Raw genomic sequence first — 18965 nt, forward strand, 5'->3', positions numbered from 1 at the left:
AGGTCACTGGCCGCCCGGAACCGAGCCGGGCCCCGACTGGACCCACGCGGGCGGTGCCAGCGACTTGCAGGGGCCGTTCAGCGCGGCGAGGTAGCCGGAGGAGGCCGCGTCGACGCCGCTGTCCGGCCCGAGCCGGCCACTCTTGCCGTTCGGGTCGGGGAACCGGGCCACACCGTGGTCCCGCATGCACTGGGCGAACTCCTTCGTGAACGCGCCCGGTCCGGCGTTGTGGCTGCCCTCGGCCTTGCTCTTGGTGTTGAAGTTCTGGCCGGGCGCCGCGGTGCCCTGGGGCGCGGAGGTGTCCGCGGCCTTGGCGGCGACCGCACGGGCCGGTCCGTCGCCGGTTCCGCAGGCGGCCGAGAGTAAGGCGATCCCGGCCGCGGCGAGGCCGGCGAGCGCCAGTGACGTGCGCCGCCGGGTGATCGGGTCGGTGGTCATCGGATTGATTCCCTTCCGTGGGGTGCTTCGCTGAAGGCGACGCTACGGCGCGGTCAGTACCACGGTCGTAACGTGCGGTGTTATTACGCGGTTATGCATGATCTGCCATTGTGGTGACCGGCGATTTCGCCTTTGACATGCGCGTATCACCCGGCTATGGCCGCATTTGAAGGAAGCCGATGCCCGACCACAGATCATCTCGCGGATTACTCCGGCTACTGCGTCCCCGCCGGAGTACGGTCCGGCTCCGGCTCACATTCCTGCAGGGCGCGCTCTTCCTCGCGTCGGGGGCCGCCCTGATCGGCATCACCTACCTCCTCGCGGTGGCGGAGTTCCCCGCCCGGCACACGACCCAGGGACTGAGCGGCACCGGAACGACGACCGGCGGCTCGGCGGGCGTCAGCACCGGGAAGGCGCCGCACGAGTCGGTGCAGACGGCGCAGCGCGCGGCCGACCTGCACCAGTTCCTCACCGAGTCGGTGATCGCCCTGGTCATCACGGTGATCCTGTCCGTCGGGCTCGGCTGGCTCGTCGCGGGCCGGATCCTGCGGCCGCTGCGGACGATGACCACGAGCACCCGGCAGATCTTCGAGGACAACCTGCACGAACGGCTCGCCGTGCAGGGCCCGCGCGACGAGCTCAAGGAACTCGGCGACACCATCGACGGCCTGCTCGCCCGGCTGGAGGCCGCCTTCGAGGCACAGCGGCGATTCGTCGCCAACGCCTCACACGAGCTGCGCACGCCTCTCACCCTCGAACAGACCATGCTCGAGGTCGCGCTCGCCGATCCGGCCGCGACGGCCGAGACCCTGCGCTCCACCTGCGAAGACGTGCTGGCCTCCAGTCGCCAGCAGGAGCGCCTGATCGACGCGCTCCTCACGCTGGCGCGGAGCCAGCGGGGGCTGGACCACCGGCAGGTGTTCGACCTCGGCGCCGTCGCCGCGAGTGTCCTCCAGGCGGCCCGGCCGCACGCGGAGCACGCGGGGCTGCACCTGCGCGCCGCCCTCACGCCGGTCCAGGTGTCCGGCGACCCGCGCCTGGCCGAACGCCTCGTGGCCAACCTCGTTGACAACGCCCTGCGTTACAACGTGCCCGACGGCACGGTCGACGTGACCGTCGGCGGAAGCGCCGTCCTGACGGTGACGAACACCGGCCCGGTGACGCCCGCCGACCAGATCGAGCGATTGCTCCAGCCCTTCCAGCGCATGGCCGCCGGCCGGTCGGGCGTCCAGGACGGGCTGGGCCTCGGCCTGTCGATCGTGGCCGCCGTCGCCAAGGCGCACGACGCGCTCCTCGACGTACGACCGGGGCCGCACGGCGGGCTCCGGATCATGGTCTCCTTCGCCGTCTCCCAGGCCGCCGGCCGTCATTCCGGGCGGGGCGCCCACCGGGGTAACGGGCTCGTACGCTCCGAGCGCCAGTCCCGGTGAAAAAGGCTTTCCGGCCGTTGGATTGACACGCGGTCTGCGCTGTAAATTACCCCAAATCGGGCGATGTTACGGGAGTGGATTCGCATGTCCAAGACGTTTGTCATCCTGACCCACGTACGTTCCGGAAGTAGCATGTTGTCCGACATGCTGGCGCGAAACGCGTTAGGCGCTCCGGAAGAGCATTTGAACCTGCGTTTCCTCGGAGAGGGCGGCGACTGGCATCCGGCCGACGTTCTCGCCGGGGCCAGAAAGGAGACTCCGGGCGACTACTTCGGCTCCAAGGTGATGATCCACTGGCTCGACGTGCTCAAGAAGCACGCGGGCCTGCCGGCCGCGACCGACGCGCGCCTGCTCGCCGAGCTGTTCGGCGAGGACTTCACCATGATCCACCTCTACCGCGAGGACACGGTCGCGGCGGCCGTCTCCTTCACGCTGGCCGGCCTCAACCAGGAGTGGCACCGCCGGACCGGTGAGTCGGCCAAGCAGGTCGTGCTGCCCGACTGGGAGGTGCTGAACGTCATGATCTCCGACAACGTGACGTGGCTCGACTGGTGCCGGCACCGCCTGAGAATGGCCGCCTCGACCAGCATGCGAGCGGTGGTCGAGATGCGCTACGAGGACCTCGAGCGCGAGCCGGCCGCCGAGCTCCGGCGCGCGGTCACGGCCATCATGGGCGAGGAGGCCGCCTCGGCCCACGAGCTCACGGTCGGCACCAAACTCGTCAAACAGCGGAACGAACGCTCGGCCGAGCTCCGCGGCCGCTGGCTGGCCGAACATCCCGGCTACGGGAGTTATGACCTCGGATAGCCCACCGGCCGTCCGGGCGCCGGCAGGGGTACGGCGGCGTGTCCCGGGCCGTCGCCGGCCGCCAGCATGTTCAGGGTCAGCGCGGCCGACCAGCTGAAGTCGTGCGCGCCCCGCCCGGAGCCGTCCAGCGGGTCGAAGTACTCGCGGAAGCCCGACCGCTGGATGAGTTCGAGCGTCGCCGCGCGGACGGTCCGCGCGACGTCCGGGCGGCCCGCGCGCAGCGTCCCGATCCAGACCAGCCAGTTGGTGTTCACCCAGGCCGGCCCGCGCCAGTAGCGGTGCGGTTCGAAGTCACGTGAACGCAGGTCGTACGTTGGCACGGGGTACCGGCATCCGCCGAGGAAGGCGGGGGAGACCAGCAGGTCGATCAGCCGCCGGCGTACGGCGGCGGGCAGCCACGGGTCGAGCAGCGGCACGAAACCGGCGACGGTCACCGCCGTCGCGCACTCGCCGGTTCGCGCGTCGCGGGCCACGAACGTGCCCAGGTCCTCGTCCCAGAGCCGCGCCAGGAGCGCCCGGTGGATGGCGTACGCCGCCGCCCGGTGCGGCTCCGGGTCGCGGCCGAGGAGACGCGCGATCTCGGCCAGGCACAGCTCGCCGTCCAGCAGGATCGCGTTGAACAGGGGGTCTTCCACCGTGAAGGGGTGCTTGGCGAACAGGCGGCCGTCGTCGTACCCGAGGTCGCGGTAGTTCTCCGCGAGCGCGACGTAGGCCGAGTAGTCGGCGTCGCTGGGCCGCTCGGCCGCCGGGACGTGGTGGAGGTCCTCGCGTACGAAGGGCTGTGACAGGTCGAGCCCGGCGAGGAAGGGGTCCCAGGCCGGGCTGTTGTCCATGCCCGACTCCCACGGGTGGACGATGCACGCCAGCCCGCCGCCGTCGAGGTCGCGGTCCTGCCGGAGGTAGCGGTGCTGCGCGGCGAGCCTCGGGTACGCCTCGGTGAGGAACCGCAGGGCGCCGGCCTCGTCCGTGGCCTGCGTGAAGACGGTCAGCGCCGCCCGCGCGTGCACCGGAGGCTGGACGATGCCGGACGTGCTCACCTCTGGCGCGCCGGGCACGCGGCGGCTGGCCCAGAAGCCGGGCCCGGGGAAGTACGCCTCGTCGGCCCGGTCGTTGTAGACGATGTGCGGCAGCCGCCCGTCGCCCCACTGCGCGCCGAGCAGGCTGAGCAGCTCGTGCTGTGCGCGCTCCTGGCTGACCTGCGCCAGCCCGATCGCGATGAACGCCGAGTCCCAGCTCCACTGGTGCGGATACTGCGTACGGGACGGGAGCGTGGCGGTGCCGGTCCAGTTTCCGGTCAGTGTGCCGGCGGCGGCCCGGCGCAGGTCGCGGTGGCCGATGTCCGTGCTCATGAGCGAGCCGGGACCCGCGAAGCGTACGGCATGGTCCATGTCGCCTCCCTTCAGGTCGTAGAGGTGTAAATCCAACTTATGGCCGATGATCGGACAAAAGTCGCGTACTCATCAGTCATCATGGGACATGTTACGGCCATGTTTCGGCGTTTCGCGATACGCAACAAACAGCTTTGCGGAGCGACCGCCTCGCTTGAGAACGGTTGGGGGAGACGATGACGCGCAGCGGCGTTCCGGCGTCGGCCGGGCGGATCCTGCAGATGATCCGCTCGGGCCAGGTGAGCACGCGCGGTGAGCTGCAGGAGCTCACCGGGCTCTCGCGGTCGACCCTGACGCTCCGGCTGTCGCAGCTCCACGCGGCGGGTTACCTGCGCTCGGAGGCCCGGCGTGCCGGGGCCATGGGCCGGCCATCCGGGATCCTCGCCTTCGACGAGACCGGGAAGTTCATCCTGACCGCCGACCTCGGGGCGACGCACGCCCGGATGGCGGTCACCGACGCCGCCGGGAACGTCGGCGCCGAGACGACGCGCGAACTGCCCGTCGACGAGGGCCCGCGCCCGGTGCTCGGCGTCGTGCAGAAGACGTTCCGCGGGCTGCTGAGGAAGGCCGGGCGCGACGCCGGGGACGTCTGCGGGATCGGCGTCGGCCTCCCGGGCCCGGTCGACTTCGCCACCGGCCGGGTGCGCAACCCGCCGATGATGCCGGGCTGGCACGGCCACTCGGTCCGCGAGAGCCTGGCGGAGGCGTTCGGCGCCCCGGTGTTCGTGGACAACGACGCGAACCTCATGGGGCTGGGCGAGCAGCGGCTCACCTATCCGGGCGTCGACGGCCTGCTGTTCGTCAAGGTCGGCACCGGGATCGGCTCGGGCCTCATCCTGCAGGGGCGGCCCGAGCGCGGTGTCGCCGGAGGTGCCGGCGACATCGGCCACATCCGGATGCGCGGCCCGGCGGAGGAGGCGCCGTGCCCGTGCGGCGGGTCGGGCTGCCTGGCCGCGTACGCGAGCGGCGGGGCGCTGGCCCGGCGGCTCACCGCCGAGGGGATCCCGGCGCGTACCGCCCGCGACGTGGTCACGCTCGTCGAGGCCGGCCGGTCCGAGGCGATCGCGATGGTCGGGGCGGCCGGGCGGCTGCTCGGCGAGGTCCTCGCCACCGCGGTCGCGCTGCTCAACCCCTCGGTGCTCGTCATCGGCGGCGACGTCGCGCGTACCCACGAGCATCTCCTCAACGGCGTGCGCACCGTGCTGTACGAGCGGACCGTCCCCCGCGCGACCCGTGACCTGCTCGTCGCCACCAGCGCCCTCGGCGACCGCGCCGGCGTCGAGGGCGCCCGCCTCATGGTCCTCGAACAGGTCTTCTCCGAAGAGGCCGTCGACGAGCGGCTGCGCCGGATGGCCGTTCCCGGGTGACACGGACGTCCGTTTCCGCGGTCGCGGACCGGGCCGGAAGTGCCGCTGGAACTCAGGGTGGCAGGTCGCGTGAGAGCGGTCCGTGTCCTGCGTTATGCTCACGGGCAGTAGCCGCACAACTACCGCGATGGGTCGGATATGGGAAGCAGGATCGCCGAGCGGCCGGTAAGTCAGATCCGCCCAGGTGACCACGCGGCGTTCTCCTTCACCACGGCCGAGGAGCAGGCCCAGGTCATCGGCCCGTTCCTGCACGACGGCCTGGACGCGCGCCACAAGGTGATCTACATCAGCGGCGGCGGCCCCCGGCAGCTCCCCGGCCTGGCCGGCCGCTGCGACGCCGACCGCCTCGCCGGCACCGGCCAGCTACGGGTCATTCCCCGCGGCGCCGCCTGCCTGACCCGGGGCCGCTTCGACCCCGACCGCATGCTCATGGTCATCGGGCGTGAGATCAGCCTGGCCGCCGAGCAGGGCTACGCCGCCGTGCGGCTCACCGCGGACATGAGCTGGGTGCTCGGCCAGCCCGGGGGATACCCCCTGATGCTGGCGAGCGAGGCGGGCTTCGACGCGGCGATCACGCCCGGCGCCGAGATCATGGCGATCTGCCAGCTCGACCGCGCGCGCTGCGCCCCGGAGCACCTCAGCGCACTGAACGACACCCACCGGATCCGGGTGACGCCCAACCCCGAGTTCGACGACGGCGTGTTACGCATCACCCGCACCCACACGCCGGTCGGCCTGCGCCTCAGCGGAGAGCTCGACGCGGCGCGCCACCCCCCGTTCGTGGCCGCGCTCACCGCGCTCGGCGAGGCGAACACCGACATCCACCTCGACTTCACCGACGTACGCTTCCTCGACCTGGCCACGCTGACCCTGCTGGTCACCCACGCCCTGCGCACGCAGCCGGGCCACGGCCTCGTCCTGGACCACCTGCCGCCGGACGTGGTCAGGCTCATCGAGTCACTCGGCTGGCGCCAGTTCCCGGGCCTCGCCAACGGGCGGCCACGACACCCCTGAGACCGTTCGGGTCATCGGCCGGCGGTGACGTGGCGGTTGCGCGACTGTCACGATGACGACCTGGGTCAGGTGATCCGGGTCTGGGGACGAGAGCCGCCGGCCCGGCGAGCCGCTCCCGGTGGGATGATCCCGGCTTCCACCACAGCGCGCCGGCCGGCTTCCGCGACCGTCTCACCCCGGGCGATCGCGCGGCCCGCCTGCTCGACCTCGCGCCGGCCCGTCTCAAGGACGCCGGGCTCGTGCGTGAACGCCACTCAGCGCACCGATTCCACCCATGTTCTGGGCCGCTTCCCGGACCGGGGCGAGATTTCCCGCCTGAGGTCCGGGCGAGCCGTCTGGCGGCCGGCCTCGAAGGCGTCGAGCTTTCCGGCAGAAGCGGGGCCGGCGGCCACGGCGTGGATCCGCCGTGGCCGCCAGGTGCCCGTCTCAGCCGGCGGAGTGGCCGAGCCACATGTCGAACCCGTCCTCGTCGTGGCCGTTCAGCGTGACCGCGCTCGCGGCCGGCGGATAGCCCGCGGCCGTGACGGTGTACGGCCCGCCGGTCAGGTGGGCGAAGGCGTACTCGCCGTCGGGACCCGTGGTCGCGACGCCGACGACGTTGCCCGCCGCGTCGACCAGGGTCACCCGGGCGTCGGGCACCGGCCCGCGCCCTTCGGCGCGTACGACGCCGCTGATCCGGCCGCCGGGCGGCAGCGCGATGTCCTGCCGGGTCCGCTCCGTGCCGACCTCGACCGGGACCGCGGCCGGGCGGTGTTCCTCCGCGTTGACGGCGAGCGTGTACGCGCCCGGCGTCACCTCGGGGAAGGCGTAGGCGCCGCCGGCGCCGGACGTACCGGTCGCCACGACCTCGCCGCGCAGGTTCGTCACGACGACCCGCGCGTCGCGGACGGGCTCGCCCTCCGCGTCGTGCACGGTGCCGATGAGGCCGCCGGACCCGGTGAGCACCAGGTCGAGGTCGACCGGCTGGTCGCCCACCACGAGGGTGGCGGCGTGCGGAGCGAGCTCCCCCGCCGCCGCGACCAGCACGTACGTGCCGTGGTCCGGCGCCTCCAGCCCGTACCGGCCGTCGTCCTGGGTGGTCGTACGGCCGACCTGGTGGCCGTCGACGTCGATCAGCGTGAGCGCCGCGTTGCCCGCGGGGACGCCGTCGGCCCGGTGGACGGAACCGCGGATGAGCCCGCCGCCGAGGGGTTCCCGGCCGCCCATCGGCGCGTACGCCGGGGGCGTCGCCAGGGAGGCTCCCGCCTCCGCCGCGACCAGGACCGGCTCGGGCACGGCGTTCGCGGCGTGACGTCCGCCGCCTCCGGCCGGGGCCGGCGTGGGAGCGCTGCCGCGCAGCGGCACCTCGCGGATGAACCAGGCGACGATGAACCCGGCGAAGGCGAGGACCGCGCCGCCGATGACCGTTCCGTGCAGGCCGTTGGTGACACCGATCTTGAACGCCTCCCGTACGGGCGCCGCGAGCGTGTGCAGCGCGCCCGGGGTGACGTGGACGCCGCCGCCCGAGGTCAGCGCGTGGCCGGCCTGCGGGCCGAGGTGGTCGACGAGGGAGTCCTTCAGCCGGCTGGTGTAGATCGAGCCCAGCAGGGCGACGCCGAGCGAGCCGCCGATCGTCCGGAACAGCGTGACCGAACCGCTGGCCGCGCCCATGTCGCGCAGCTCGACGCTGTTCTGGGTGACCAGCATCGTGTTCTGCATGATGAAGCCCATGCCCAGGCCGGCCACGGCGGTGAGCGCGGAGCTCGCCACCGTGCTGGTGTCGACCTTCAGCAGGACGAGGAGGAGCATGCCCGCGGTCAGCACGGCGCCGCCGATGATCGGGTAGATGCGGTACCGGCCGTTGCGGGTGATGAGCTGCCCGGTCGTCAGCATGACCGCGAGCATTCCGAACATCAGCGGCAGCAGGAGCAGGCCGCTCGTGGTCGCCGACGCGCCCTGGACGTACTGCATGTACTGCGGGAGGAAGCTCACGGCGCCGAACATCGCGGCCCCGACGAGGAAGCTCAGGATCTGCGCCACCGTGAAGTTGCGCTCGCGGAACAGCCGTGGCGGCAGGATCGGCTCGGGCACCCGGCCCTCGGCGTACACGAAGCCGGCGAGCGCGCCGACGCTGACCACCGCGAGCGCGATGATCTGCGTGGAGACCCACGGGTACTCCGTGCCGCCCCAGCTCGCCACGAGCGTGAGCGCCACGATGCCGACGGTCAGCAGGGTCGCCCCGATGTAGTCGATCTTCGCTTTGACGTGGCGGGTGTGCAGCCGCATGCCGAGCCCGGTCACCAGCAGCGCCAGCACGCCGAGGGGCAGGTTGACGTAGAACGCCCAGCGCCAGCTCAGGTTGTCGGTGAGGAAACCACCGAGCAGCGGGCCGCCGACGAACGCCAGCGGCATCATGCCGCCGATCATCGCCTGGAACTTGCCGCGCTCACGGGGCGGCACGAGGTCGCCGATGATCGCCATCGCCCCGACCATCAGGCCGCCGGCGCCCAGGCCCTGCAGCGCGCGGAACCCGATGAGCTGGTCCATGTTCTGCGACAGGCCCGCGAGCGCGGAGCCGATCAGGAAGATGACGATCGCGGACATGAACATGCCCTTGCGGCCGTACAGGTCGCCGAGCTTGCCCCAGATCGGCGTCGCGGCGGCCGTCGCCAGCGCGTACGCGGTGACCACCCAGGACAGGTGCTCGATTCCGCCGAGATCTCCGACGATCGTCGGCAGCGCGGTGCCGACGATCAAGTTGTCGAGCATGGCCAGGAACATGCCGAGCATGAGCCCGATCATCGCGATGTACAGCGAGCGCGCGCTCCTCGGCGGCGCGGTGTCCGGCGGCGCGGACTCCACTGTGTTCGTGACCGACATTCCGTCTACCCCCAACTTCGGGCGCCGAGTTACTTACTTGTCGCCCGGCTAGCTAACTTACTTGTCGTACGGTAAGCTACGAACTAGCCGGGCGTCAAGTAAGCTCGCATTCCGGGAAGGGACCACGATGGGCGAACGACGGAGCGGCACCCGCGAGAAGATCCAGGCGGTCGCGCTCGAACTGTTCGCCGAGCACGGCTACGAGAAGACCTCGCTCCGCGAGATCGCCGAGCGGCTCGACGTGACGAAGGCGGCGCTGTACTACCACTTCAACACCAAAGAGGACATCGTCGTCAGCCTGTTCGACAGCCTCCTCGCGGACATGGACGAGACGATCGCCTGGCTGGGCGAGCAGCCGCACACGCTGGAGACGCGGCGGGAGCTGGTCGAACGATACGCCCGCCTGACCCGGCAGTGGCCCCCGGGCATGCGGCGGCTGATCCAGGACAGCAAGGCGACCATGCGCGAACTGGCCGTGGCCGAGAAGCTCCACGCCCGCCTCCAGACGATGATCCGCATGCTGACCCCGCCGGACGCCTCGCCCCTCATCCGGCTCAAGTCGACGATGGCGCTGATGTCGATCAACGCCGCCACGTTCGTGCTGCAGGACACCGGCACGGCGCTCGAAGAACGCCACGCCGCCGGCCTCACGCTCGCGCTGGAGCTCGTCTCGGACACGACCTGCGACGCTCCGTCCGGCCGGCCCGCGGACGACGCACGCGCGGTCCAGGTCCAGGCCTGAGAAGGCGGCGTCCCCGTCCCTCACCGAGGTGCTCTAGGGTCGCTGGATGCGGCGAGGGACTGGATTGCTGGTCGGCGGGGCCGCGGTCCTGGCCTGGGGTGAGTGGGTGAACTGGCGCTGGTCTCGAGCCCTCGCGCCGAACAATGGGGGCGCCGCCGAGGCCGTGGTCGTGTTGGGCCACCGGAACCCCCAGGCGACCGCGAACTTCGTCAACCGCTGGCGAGTCCGTGCCGGCATCCGCTCCATCGCCGCCGGCAGTGCGCGTGAGACCTGGGTGATATTCAGCGGCGGTGCGGCCGGCGGCGGGGCCGCGGAGGCCCGGTTGATGGCCGACTACGCGAGGTCGGTGCTCGGGTTCGACGGCGTGGTGCTCCTCGAAGACCGAAGCGTGACGACATGGGAGAACATCACGAACGTGATCCCCCTGCTCGAGGACGCCGACCGCATCAAGATCGTCTCCCAGCCGGCTCACGCGCTCAAGGCCCGCGCGTACTTGCGGCGGCAGCGCCCCGATCTCGCCCAGAGGCTTGCGCGCGCGGACGACTACCGCCCCGGCGAGTGGACGGCCGTCAAACCGCTGCTGGCTCTGTACGGACTCTGGACCCTCCGCGGCCTCGAACTCAGGGCCCCGCCGCATCCCGCGCCGGAACGACCATTCTGCTCGGAGCTCTAGGACGGGGACCTCGCCGCGGTGCGGATCTCCTCCAGCAGGATCGTCAGGTCCGCCTCGGTGGTGTCCGGGTGGAGGACGCAGGCGCGCAGGGCCGTCGTGCCGGACAGGTTCGTGCCGGTGAGAAAGGCGCGGCCCCGGTGCTGGACGGCGGCCGGGAGGCGCCGGTTCAGCTCCTCGACCTCGCGGGGGTCCAGCCCCGCCGGGCGGAGCCGGAAGGCGACGACCGACGTCACCGCCGGGGCGAGCAGGTCGAACTCCTCGTCCGCCTCGACCATCGCCGCCAGCGTCCGCGCGAGGGCGCAGGTGCGGCGTACGAGGCGGGCGACGCCCTCGCGGCCCAGATGGGCGATCGTGGCCCACACGCGCAGTGCGCGGAAGGGGCGGGTCTGCTCCGGGCCGTACTCGGAGAACCAGCCCAGCTCGTCGGCGCCCTCGTCGCGCAGGTAGGGCGGTACGAGGCTGAAGGTGTCGCGCGGCCCGGCGGGGTCGCCGAAGAGGACGCACCCGCAGTCGACGGGGACGCCGAGCCACTTGTGCGGGTCCAGCGCGAGGGAGTCGGCGAGCTCCAGCCCGGTGAAACCGGGGTCGCCCAGGACGCCGAGCGCACCGTACGCGCCGTCGACGTGGAACCAGAGCCCGTGCTCGCGTGCCACCTCGGCGACGTCGCCGAGAGGGTCGACGGCGCCGGTGTTCACCGTTCCCGCGCTGGCGGCGACGAAGAACGGCCGTACGCCCCCGGCCACGTCCGCCGCGACGAGGCGGCGCAGGGCGGCGGTGTCCATCCGGTAGGAGCCGTCGACCGGGACCGTGCGCAGGTACCGGCCGCCCAGGCCGAGGAGTTCGGCCGCCTTGCGCAGGCAGCTGTGGCCCTCGGCGGAGACGTACATCGCCAGCGGGCTCCGCTCGTACAGGCCCGTCTCGCGGACGTCCCAGCCCTGCCGGCGTCCCTCCCGCTGCCGGGCGGTGGCCAGCGCGATCACGGTGGCCATCGACGCGCCGCTGGTCAGCAGCCCGGCGCCCGGCCGGTGCGGGAAGCCCACCAGCTCCGCCAGCCACCGTACGGCGGTGCGTTCCAGGAGGGCGCCCGCGTGCTCGCCACCGGCGCAGCTCGGGTTCATGGCCGCTGCGAGCGGGGCGACCAGGACGCCGGCCGGCGAGGGCGGCGAGTTGACCCAGCCGAAGAACCGCGGGTGCCCGTTGCCCATCGGGTGGGGCAGCACGTGGTCGCGTACGTCGGCGAGCAGGTCCTCCAGCGGGCGGCCCGCGGCGGGCAGCGGCTGGTCGGTGAGCCACGCGCGGTCCGCGCCGGGCACCGGCCGCCAGACGGGGCCGTCGGGCACGGAGGCGAGGTGGCCGGCCGCCAGATCCGCGGCCGTACGGCCGGCCCGGCGCAGGTCGTCCGTCACCCGGACACCGGCGCCACGACGCGGCTCCCGGGCCACCGGTGCGACCGGGCGGGAAGCCGGCCCGTACGATCTGGCCCGTGGAACTTCGCGAATTGGGCAGAACGGGCAGGCAGGTCGGCGTAATCGGCCTCGGAGCGTGGCAGCTGGGCGCCGACTGGGGTGAGGTCGGCGAGGACGACGCGCTGGCGACGCTGACCGCCGCCGTCGACGCCGGCGTGACCTTCATCGACACCGCCGACGTGTACGGCGACGGCCGCAGCGAGCGGATCGTGGGTGGGTTCGTCAAGGGGCGGACCGGGCTCACCGTCGCCACGAAGATGGGCCGCCGGGTGCCGCAGGAGCCGTCCGCGTACACCCTGGACAACTTCCGCGCCTGGAACGACCGGTCGCGGGAGAACCTCGGCGTCGACACCGTCGACCTGGTCCAGCTCCACTGTCCGCCGACCGAGGTCTTCTCCGACGAGGCCGTCTACGACGCGCTCGACTCCATGGTCGAGGAGCGGCGGATCGCCGCGTACGGCGTCAGCGTCGAGACCTGTGACCAGGCGCTGACGGCGATCGCCCGGCCGGGTGTGGCCACCGTGCAGATCATCCTCAACGCCTTCCGCCTCAAACCGCTCGAACGCGTCCTTCCCGCGGCGGCCGAGGCCGGGGTCGGGATCATCGCGCGCGTCCCTCTCGCCAGCGGGCTGCTGTCGGGCCGCTACGACCGCGACACGACGTTCGGCGCGGACGACCACCGTACGTTCAACCGGCACGGCGAGTCCTTCGACGTCGGCGAGACCTTCGCCGGGGTCGACTACGAGACCGGCCTGGAGGCCGTCGAGCGCCTCAGGCCCGTGGTTCCGGAGGGCGTGACGCCGCCCGGGTTCGCGCTGCGCTGGATCATCGACCAGCCGGCCGTCAGCGTGGTGATCCCCGGTGCACGTACGCCCCGGCAGGCGGAGGCGAACGCCGCGGCCGCCGGGCTCGCCCCGCTGGACGAGCGCGCACACGAGTCCGTGACCGCCGTCTACGACGACCTGATCCGCCCGCTGGTGCACGACCGCTGGTAGGCCGCGCTCAGCGGCCGGCGGGCAGGGACAGGGCGTGCCTGATCAGTGTGATGAGCGTCGCCTTGGTCGACTCGCGGTCCCGCGCGTCGCAGGTCACGACCGGCACGTGCGGGGCGAGCGCGAGCGCCTCGCGGATGTCGCGGACGGAGTGGGTGGGCGTGCCGTCGAAGGCGTTGACGCTCACGACGAACGGCAGCCCGGCCTCCTCGAAGTAGTCGACCGCCGCGAAGGAGTCGGTGACCCGGCGGGTGTCGACCAGCACCACGGCGCCGATCGCGCCCCTGGCCAGCTCGTTCCACATGAACCAGAAGCGGTCCTGCCCGGGCGTGCCGAACAGGTAGAGGACGAGTTCCTCGTCGAGGCTGACCCGCCCGAAGTCCATCGCGACGGTCGTGCTGTTCTTGTTCGGGGTCGCGGACAGGTCGTCGAGCCCGGTGCTGGCCACGGTCATAACGGCCTCGGTGGTGAGCGGCATGATGTCCGAGACCGACCCGACGAACGTCGTCTTCCCCACGCCGAAGCCACCTCCGACGACGATCTTGACGGAGGTCATACCGGGGGGAGCACCCCGATTAGAGCTCGCGAAGTCCACTGAGAACCCTTTCCGGCAGGAGATCAGGCAACCCGAGAACGGAGGGAGCCTGATACAAGCGCGGCAGGCCTCGTGTCCATGCCATAAGGGCGGTGAACCATTCCGTAATAAAGGTGAACCGGAGTCAGCTTCAGTATTTGTACACTTATAGCGTGACAGCGGCAAGGCTAAACGCGGGAACACGCCGGGCTCCGGTGCAACGCCGCAGCCGGGAACGCGTCGAGCGGATCCTCGACGCGGCGGGAGAGTTAATCGTCCAGGACGGCGTCGCGACGCTGAGCACCCGCCTGATCGCGCAGCGGGCGGGTATTCCGGTCGCCTCCCTGTACCAGTACTTCGCGGACAAGGAACAGATCCTCCTGGCGCTCGTGGAGCGCGACATGGCCGAGATGGACGCGGCGGTGGCGGCGGCGGTGGGCGCGCTCGGCACTCTCTCCGTACGAAGCCTCGTGACCGCGTCCATGCGGGCGTTCGTGTCCGTCTACCACCAGAGGCCCGCCTTCGTGGTCATCTACTGGCGAGGCCGGACCAACCCGGCGGTGCACGAGTTCTGCCGCGCGCACAACAAGCGGGTCGCAGCCGACCTGTTCGCGTTCGCGCAGGCCACGGACATGGTGCCGGCCGGCACGGTCCCGAGGGTGGTCGAGCTCGCGGTGGAGGTCGGCGACCGGGTGTTCGAGCTGGCCTTCGAACACGACCTCTGCGGCGACCCGGTGCTCATCGAGGAGGGCATCGAGCTGGTGGCGGGCTACCTCGAACGCCACGCGACCCGCGCCGGGCTCACGGGCATCGTCACGCCCGGCCGGGAGGCCCCCGCGTAGGCGCCCGGACCGGCCCGCCTACCCTGGTCACGCCCTGAAACGCACCACCAGGAAGCGGGAACCATGGAACTTCTTCGCCTCGGGCCGGCCGGACAGGAACGGCCCGCCGTACGGCACGAGGGCGCCGTGTACGACCTGTCGCCGCTCACCGGCGACATCGACGGCGCCTTCCTCGCCTCCGACGGCATCGGGCGTACGCGGGACGTCCTGCGGGACGGCGCGCTGCAGGTGCTGGAGGACGCCGGGTCGCTGCGGGTCGGCCCGCCGGTCGCGCGGCCGGCGGCCGTCATCTGCATCGGCCAGAACTACGCGGCGCACGCCGCCGAGTCCGGCAGCACCCCGCCCGAACAGCCCATCGTGTTCTTCAAGCACCCCAACACCGTCATCGGCCCGGACGACGCGGTGACCATCCCTCCGGAGAGCACCAAGACGGACTGGGAGGTCGAGCTGGCCGTCGTCATCGGCCACCGCGCGCGGTACCTTGACTCCGCCGGCGAGGCGATCGGGCACATCGCCGGCTACACGATCGGCAACGACGTGTCCGAGCGGTCGCTGCAGATCGAACAGTCGGGCGGCCAGTGGTCCAAGGGCAAGTCGTGCCCGACGTTCTGCCCGCTGGGACCGTCGCTCGTCCCGGCCGACGAGGTGGACCCGCAGGACCTCGGGCTCCGCTCCTGGGTCAACGGCGAGCCGCGCCAGGACTCCACGACCGCCGACATGATCTTCTCGGTGGGGCAGATCGTCCTTGACCTGTCCCAGTACGTCGTACTCGAGCCGGGAGACGTCATCTTGACCGGTACGCCCGAGGGCGTCGCGCTCTCCGGGCGCTTCCCCTACCTTACCGAGGGCGACGTCATGGAGCTGGAGATCGACGGTCTCGGCCGGCAGCGCCAGCTCCTCCGGTCGAGCCGGGAGGCCGCGTCGTAGGTCACGGTGCCTGGGCGCCCGCCGCGCCCGAGTTGACGGCGGCGATGGCGTCCGCGACGGTCTCGGTGATCGTGAGGACCTTGGTGAGCTGCGTGGTGCGGAACACCTTGTAGACGCGGTCGGTCGCGCCGGCGAGCGCCAGGGAGCCGTTGTGCGTACGCAGGCGGTGCAGCAGGCCGATGATCACGCCGAGGCCGGTGGAGTCGAGGAAGACGACCTCGGACAGGTCGATCACCACGTGCACGTGGCCCTCGTCGATCACGCCGATCAGCGTGTCGCGCATCTGCGGCGCGGACCCGATCTCGATCCACCCGCTCACCTGCACGACCGCGATCTCCCCGACCAGGTGATGGGCGATGCCGAAGTCCATGTACGGGGACCCTCCATCCGGACCGAGAGGACACGGCGGGTACCCGGGCAGCACGAAAGACGCGATCGACGCGTCCGTGGCTGTCCCCGTCCTCGCCGTGAGCGTACCGGCATGATGGCCGAGCGTGACACAGGCTCGGCCGGATGCCGTGTCGTCAGTGCCCGGGGTGTCCCTTGCCGTGCCTGCCGTGCCGTCCCCGGTTCTTGGCCCTTGCCTGGTGGGAGGCCGGAACCGGCCGTTTGACGGGCGGCGTCGTCGTTCTCGCGTGTGAGGGAGAGGGAGTGGGAGAGGCCGCCGGCGCCGCCGACCGCCGCTCCGCCGCCACCGGCCGATGCGCCGGCTCCGGGCGGGCGAACCAGCCCACGACCCCGGCGAGCAGGGCGATCGCGACACCGCCGAGGACGTACGGGACCAGCCGTCGGTGCCACGGCCCGGCGAGCGGGCGTGCCATGACCTGGGTGTGGTCGCGCCGCCCGGCGTCCGGAACCGGCCCGGCTCCGTCGAGCCTCGTGACGGCGACACACGCCAGGCCGGGGGGCGGCGTCATCGTGGGGTCGGCCCGGAGCCGGGTCGCCCACTCCGCGACGGCCGTGGCGTTCTCCGGCCGCATCGCCGGGTCCTTGGCCGTCAGCGCGCGTACGAGGTCGGCGAGCCCGGACGGTACGGACGCGGGCAGCGGCGGGAGGGGCGCGTCGCGGTGCGCGAGGAGCACGGCCGTCGCGAGCCCCTCGTACGGCGGCCGGCCGGTCAGCGCCTCGAAGGCGATGATGCCCAGCGCGTACAGGTCGCTCGCGGCCGTCGCCGGCCTCCCGATCGCCTGCTCGGGCGCGAGGTACAGCGGGGTGCCCATGAGCATCCCGGTCCGCGTCAGCGGGATGGCGTCCACCGCGCGGGCGATCCCGAAGTCCACGATCTTGATGGAGCCGTCGCGGCCGAGCAGGAGGTTGCCGGGCTTGACGTCGCGGTGGACGAGCCCGGCCGCGTGCGCCGCGGCCAGCGCCGCCGCGGCGGCGACGACGACCTCGACCACGATGTCCGCGTCGACCGGAGCCTCACGGGCGATCGCCGCGGACAGGGACTCGCCCTCGACGTACTCCATGACGAGGTAGGGCGCGACGCCGTCGCGTCCCTCGTTGTAGTCGAAGATCTGCGCCACGCCCGGATGCGACAGACCCGCGGCGTGCTGGGCCTCGCGGCGGAACCGGGCACGGAACTCGGCGTTGTCGGCGTACTCCGACCGCAGCACCTTCACCGCCGCCGGCCGGCCGAGGCTGACGTCCTCGGCGCGCCAGACCTCTCCCTGCCCGCCCACGGCGATACGTTCGATCAAGCGGTAACGGCCGTCCAGCACCGTGTCCGCGCTCACTGTCCAGGTCATCGTCGCGCCACGATACCGACACCCCGCCGATGGCACGCGCCCGATGTCCGCCACACTCAGGCCACGAGGTGCCGGAGGGCCCGAGCCGAGGGCGTGCCCGGGTCCGCGGTGATGAAGACGACCTGCTGGTCGTCGTCGGGGACGGCCAGGACGTCGCAGTTCACCCGCAGCGGGCCGAGGCCGGGATGTTCCATCGTCTTGGCCCGGTGGCCCGGCGCGCGTACGGGATTGGTGTCCCAGACGCCGACGAACTCCTCGCTGCCGGCGCGCAGCTCGGCCAGCAGGCGGGCGAGCGGCTCGTCGTGGGGATACCGGTCGGCGGCGCCGCGCAGCCGCGCCACCGCGATCGCGCCGAACTCCTCGGCGCCGGAGCTCGCCGGCGGCCCGGGCTCCAGGAATCTCCGCCGGGCCAGGTTGGGCCGCTGTTCGAGGTCGCCCAGCAGGGCCGCGGCGAGCGGGTTCCAGGCGATCACGTCGTACGCCGCCGAGGTCACGATGGCCCCGGCCTCGGGCATCCGGCGCAGCAGGCCGGCCACGTAGGGGCGGACCCGGCGGGATGGGCCGGGCGGCGGGGTCGGACTGGTCCCGGCCAGGCGGAAGAGGTGTGCCCGCTCGGCCGCGGTGAGCCGGAGCGCGCCCGTGAGGGCGTCCAGGATCCGCGGCGACGGGTGCGGGCCGCGGGCCTGCTCCAGCCGGACGTAGTAGTCGACGGACATGTTGGCCAGGCCCGCGACCTCCTCGCGGCGCAGGCCGGGCGTACGGCGGCGCGGGCCCGCCGGCAGGCCGACGTCGGCCGGGCGCAGGTCCTCCCGGCGGTCGCGCAGGAAACGGGCCAGCTCCTGTCTCGCCATTCGTCACCTCCTGGGGTCCCTGGTACCGGTTGTACCTGGATGGGCCGGTACGCCGGCGGCATCGTCGGCAGCATGAACAATTCCACGGCTCTCGTCACCGGCGCCAACAAGGGCATCGGCAAGGAGATCGCACGTCAGCTCGCCGACGCCGGGATGACCGTTCACGTCGGCTCGCGCGACGCCGAGCGGGGCAGGCGTACCGTCGAGGAGATCGGCGGCGACGCCCGGCTGCTGGTCCTCGACGTCACCGACGCCGCCGGCATCGCCGACGCCGCCCGCCGGGTCGAGCACCTCGACATCCTCGTCAACAACGCCGGCGTCATGCTCGACGGCGAGCGGCCGGTCGACGCCGACCTCGACGTCTTTCGCCGCACGTACGAGACGAACCTCTTCGGCGTGCTCGCGGTCACCAACGCGTTCCTCCCGGCGCTGCGCCGCTCCGGCCGCCCCCGGATCGTGAACATCTCCAGCGGCACCGGGTCGCTGGGCTGGAGCACGGGCCCGGACCGGCAGTTCCCGCCGGCCGGCTCGGGCGCGGCCTACCGGTCCTCCAAGACGGCGCTGAACGCGCTGACCGTGTTCTACGCCCAGGCGCTGGCCGAGGAGGGCTTCAAGGTGAACGCGCTCGCCCCCGGCCTGCGCAGGACCGAGCTCCACCCGCGCGCCATCGCCAGCGACGGCGACCCGGCCGAGGCGGCGGCGGGCGCGGTCCGGCTGGCGCTGCTGCCGGACGATGGCCCGACCGGTGAGTTCCTGTCCTGGGACGGGACCTCCGTTCCGTGGTGAGACGCGGTCGGTCTCAGGCGGCGGTGAAGCCGGTCTGGCGCTCGGGGCGCGGGGCCGCGAA

18 protein-coding genes are annotated in these 18965 nt (G+C 72.3%); 10 read left to right on the forward strand and 8 right to left on the reverse strand.

The genetic code is table 11. The features are described from left to right. Positions 1-3: 3 nt before the first annotated feature. Complete coding sequence (locus QWU11_RS39130) at positions 4-438, reverse strand: hypothetical protein (protein WP_290119604.1); 435 nt, start codon at positions 436-438, stop codon at positions 4-6. 179 nt (positions 439-617) lie between these two features. Between QWU11_RS39130 and QWU11_RS39135 the strand changes: the two genes are divergently transcribed. Together QWU11_RS39135 and QWU11_RS39140 are read left to right on the forward strand one after the other, a co-directional pair. Next, a complete protein-coding gene (locus QWU11_RS39135) occupies positions 618-1868 on the forward strand; it encodes an ATP-binding protein (RefSeq protein WP_290119605.1) in 1251 nt (416 codons plus the stop codon). Between the two features lie 183 nt (positions 1869-2051). Continuing rightward, on the forward strand, positions 2052-2675 hold the full coding sequence (locus QWU11_RS39140; protein ID WP_290119606.1) for a Stf0 family sulfotransferase: 624 nt from the start codon (positions 2052-2054) through the stop codon (positions 2673-2675). Here the strand turns inward: QWU11_RS39140 and QWU11_RS39145 are convergent. Continuing rightward, positions 2660-4063, reverse strand: a complete 1404-nt coding sequence (locus QWU11_RS39145) for a hypothetical protein (protein WP_290119607.1) — start codon at positions 4061-4063, stop codon at positions 2660-2662. The two genes, QWU11_RS39140 and QWU11_RS39145, sit on opposite strands and share 16 nt — an antisense overlap. Positions 4064-4239: 176 nt before the next feature. Between QWU11_RS39145 and QWU11_RS39150 the strand changes: the two genes are divergently transcribed. Together QWU11_RS39150 and QWU11_RS39155 are read left to right on the forward strand one after the other, a co-directional pair. Then, on the forward strand, positions 4240-5430 hold the full coding sequence (locus QWU11_RS39150; protein ID WP_290119608.1) for an ROK family transcriptional regulator: 1191 nt from the start codon (positions 4240-4242) through the stop codon (positions 5428-5430). A gap of 138 nt (positions 5431-5568) precedes the next feature. Next, entirely contained in the window at positions 5569-6444 is an 876-nt protein-coding gene (locus QWU11_RS39155; protein WP_290119609.1) for an MEDS domain-containing protein, read from the forward strand. A gap of 426 nt (positions 6445-6870) precedes the next feature. On the opposite strand, the gene QWU11_RS39160 is transcribed toward QWU11_RS39155, so the two are convergent. Further along, complete coding sequence (locus QWU11_RS39160) at positions 6871-9303, reverse strand: DHA2 family efflux MFS transporter permease subunit (protein ID WP_290119610.1); 2433 nt, start codon at positions 9301-9303, stop codon at positions 6871-6873. A gap of 127 nt (positions 9304-9430) precedes the next feature. On the opposite strand from QWU11_RS39160, the gene QWU11_RS39165 reads away from it, so the two are divergent. Both QWU11_RS39165 and QWU11_RS39170 read left to right on the forward strand, forming a co-directional pair. Further along, positions 9431-10045, forward strand: a complete 615-nt coding sequence (locus tag QWU11_RS39165; protein WP_290119611.1) for a TetR/AcrR family transcriptional regulator — start codon at positions 9431-9433, stop codon at positions 10043-10045. Between the two features lie 46 nt (positions 10046-10091). Continuing rightward, entirely contained in the window at positions 10092-10718 is a 627-nt protein-coding gene (locus QWU11_RS39170; RefSeq protein ID WP_290119612.1) for a YdcF family protein, read from the forward strand. On the opposite strand, the gene QWU11_RS39175 is transcribed toward QWU11_RS39170, so the two are convergent. Beyond that, the gene (locus QWU11_RS39175) at positions 10715-12124 is read right to left on the reverse strand and encodes a pyridoxal-dependent decarboxylase (protein WP_290119613.1); all 1410 of its coding nucleotides are present in this window, start codon (positions 12122-12124) and stop codon (positions 10715-10717) included. The two genes, QWU11_RS39170 and QWU11_RS39175, sit on opposite strands and share 4 nt — an antisense overlap. A 77-nt stretch (positions 12125-12201) precedes the next feature. Between QWU11_RS39175 and QWU11_RS39180 the strand changes: the two genes are divergently transcribed. Then, positions 12202-13179 (forward strand): aldo/keto reductase, encoded by a 978-nt coding sequence (locus QWU11_RS39180; RefSeq protein ID WP_290119614.1) that lies wholly within the window; start codon positions 12202-12204, stop codon positions 13177-13179. A gap of 7 nt (positions 13180-13186) precedes the next feature. On the opposite strand, the gene QWU11_RS39185 is transcribed toward QWU11_RS39180, so the two are convergent. Next, positions 13187-13732: an ATP/GTP-binding protein gene (locus QWU11_RS39185; RefSeq protein ID WP_290119615.1), complete on the reverse strand. Its 546-nt coding sequence runs from the start codon at positions 13730-13732 to the stop codon at positions 13187-13189. Between the two features lie 233 nt (positions 13733-13965). Here QWU11_RS39185 and QWU11_RS39190 point away from each other — a divergent pair, with 233 nt between their 5' ends. Beyond that, positions 13966-14592, forward strand: coding sequence for a TetR/AcrR family transcriptional regulator (locus QWU11_RS39190; RefSeq protein WP_290119616.1), 627 nt, complete (start codon positions 13966-13968; stop codon positions 14590-14592). A gap of 63 nt (positions 14593-14655) precedes the next feature. Next, positions 14656-15519: a fumarylacetoacetate hydrolase family protein gene (locus tag QWU11_RS39195; protein WP_290119617.1), complete on the forward strand. Its 864-nt coding sequence runs from the start codon at positions 14656-14658 to the stop codon at positions 15517-15519. Between the two features lies 1 nt (position 15520). On the opposite strand, the gene QWU11_RS39200 is transcribed toward QWU11_RS39195, so the two are convergent. From QWU11_RS39200 to QWU11_RS39210, 3 genes are all read right to left on the reverse strand, one after another. After that, the gene (locus QWU11_RS39200) at positions 15521-15889 is read right to left on the reverse strand and encodes an STAS domain-containing protein (protein ID WP_290119618.1); all 369 of its coding nucleotides are present in this window, start codon (positions 15887-15889) and stop codon (positions 15521-15523) included. Between the two features lie 154 nt (positions 15890-16043). Further along, the gene (locus QWU11_RS39205) at positions 16044-17267 is read right to left on the reverse strand and encodes a serine/threonine-protein kinase (protein WP_290119619.1); all 1224 of its coding nucleotides are present in this window, start codon (positions 17265-17267) and stop codon (positions 16044-16046) included. Positions 17268-17323: 56 nt separating this feature from the next. Beyond that, positions 17324-18118: a helix-turn-helix transcriptional regulator gene (locus QWU11_RS39210; RefSeq protein ID WP_290119620.1), complete on the reverse strand. Its 795-nt coding sequence runs from the start codon at positions 18116-18118 to the stop codon at positions 17324-17326. 72 nt (positions 18119-18190) lie between these two features. On the opposite strand from QWU11_RS39210, the gene QWU11_RS39215 reads away from it, so the two are divergent. Beyond that, positions 18191-18904 carry an SDR family oxidoreductase gene (locus tag QWU11_RS39215; RefSeq protein ID WP_290119621.1) on the forward strand — a complete coding sequence of 238 codons (714 nt, stop codon included), beginning with the start codon at positions 18191-18193 and terminating at the stop codon, positions 18902-18904. Positions 18905-18965: the final 61 nt, after the last annotated feature.

This window comes from Actinomadura sp. DC4, from assembly GCF_030406325.1.
Classification (GTDB): domain Bacteria; phylum Actinomycetota; class Actinomycetes; order Streptosporangiales; family Streptosporangiaceae; genus Actinoallomurus.

Bases quoted from the DNA above. Each gene is read 5' to 3' on its own strand.
- QWU11_RS39165 (WP_290119611.1), top strand. From the start codon at position 9,431: ATGGGCGAACGACGGAGCGGCACCCGCGAGAAGATCCAGGCGGTCGCG.
- QWU11_RS39135 (WP_290119605.1), top strand. From the start codon at position 618: ATGCCCGACCACAGATCATCTCGCGGATTACTCCGGCTACTGCGTCCC.
- QWU11_RS39210 (WP_290119620.1), bottom strand. From the start codon at position 18,118: ATGGCGAGACAGGAGCTGGCCCGTTTCCTGCGCGACCGCCGGGAGGAC.
- QWU11_RS39145 (WP_290119607.1), bottom strand. From the start codon at position 4,063: ATGGACCATGCCGTACGCTTCGCGGGTCCCGGCTCGCTCATGAGCACG.
- QWU11_RS39185 (WP_290119615.1), bottom strand. From the start codon at position 13,732: ATGACCTCCGTCAAGATCGTCGTCGGAGGTGGCTTCGGCGTGGGGAAG.
- QWU11_RS39160 (WP_290119610.1), bottom strand. From the start codon at position 9,303: ATGTCGGTCACGAACACAGTGGAGTCCGCGCCGCCGGACACCGCGCCG.
- QWU11_RS39195 (WP_290119617.1), top strand. From the start codon at position 14,656: ATGGAACTTCTTCGCCTCGGGCCGGCCGGACAGGAACGGCCCGCCGTA.
- QWU11_RS39200 (WP_290119618.1), bottom strand. From the start codon at position 15,889: ATGGACTTCGGCATCGCCCATCACCTGGTCGGGGAGATCGCGGTCGTG.
- QWU11_RS39215 (WP_290119621.1), top strand. From the start codon at position 18,191: ATGAACAATTCCACGGCTCTCGTCACCGGCGCCAACAAGGGCATCGGC.
- QWU11_RS39130 (WP_290119604.1), bottom strand. From the start codon at position 438: ATGACCACCGACCCGATCACCCGGCGGCGCACGTCACTGGCGCTCGCC.
- QWU11_RS39150 (WP_290119608.1), top strand. From the start codon at position 4,240: ATGACGCGCAGCGGCGTTCCGGCGTCGGCCGGGCGGATCCTGCAGATG.
- QWU11_RS39155 (WP_290119609.1), top strand. From the start codon at position 5,569: ATGGGAAGCAGGATCGCCGAGCGGCCGGTAAGTCAGATCCGCCCAGGT.
- QWU11_RS39170 (WP_290119612.1), top strand. From the start codon at position 10,092: ATGCGGCGAGGGACTGGATTGCTGGTCGGCGGGGCCGCGGTCCTGGCC.
- QWU11_RS39205 (WP_290119619.1), bottom strand. From the start codon at position 17,267: ATGACCTGGACAGTGAGCGCGGACACGGTGCTGGACGGCCGTTACCGC.